General features: G+C 75.1%; 1 pseudogene. It reads left to right on the top strand.

Annotation, left to right across the window (positions count from 1 at the left end):
* Positions 1–139 precede the first annotated feature (139 nt).
* Positions 140–369 (top strand): annotated as a pseudogene (locus tag PROKR_RS36680) (MFS transporter); the annotation flags it as partial.

The following is a 369-nucleotide window of genomic DNA, read 5'->3' as shown; positions in this document are numbered from 1 at the left end:
TCGTCGGCGGCCTGGCCGACCGGTACGGGCCCCAGCCGGTTCGTGCCGCCGCTCCTGCTGCTCTGCGCGGCGGCCCCTGGCGCTGTGCGGCTGGTCGATCACCGGCTCGGGCCCAGGCGCGGCCTGGCTCGTGGTGGGCATGACGCTCGTGGGCGTCTCCTACGGCAGCCTGCAGAACCTCACGCTGGTCACCGCGTTCGCCGCCGTGCCCGACCGGGAGCGCAGCGTCGCCAGCGCCGTCTGGAACATCGGGTTCGACACGGGCACCGGGCTCGGCTCGCTCGTGGTCGGCTTCATCGCGGCCGGCACGAGCTTCACCGTGGGCCTGGCGACCACTGCCGCGCTGTGCGTCGTCGTCGCGGCGGTGGC

This window comes from Promicromonospora kroppenstedtii DSM 19349 (assembly GCF_000515355.1).
In the GTDB taxonomy this organism is placed as follows: domain Bacteria; phylum Actinomycetota; class Actinomycetes; order Actinomycetales; family Cellulomonadaceae; genus Promicromonospora; species Promicromonospora kroppenstedtii.
Note: the sequence above shows the minus strand (reverse complement) of the source record. Positions and strands in the feature narration are given on the sequence as shown.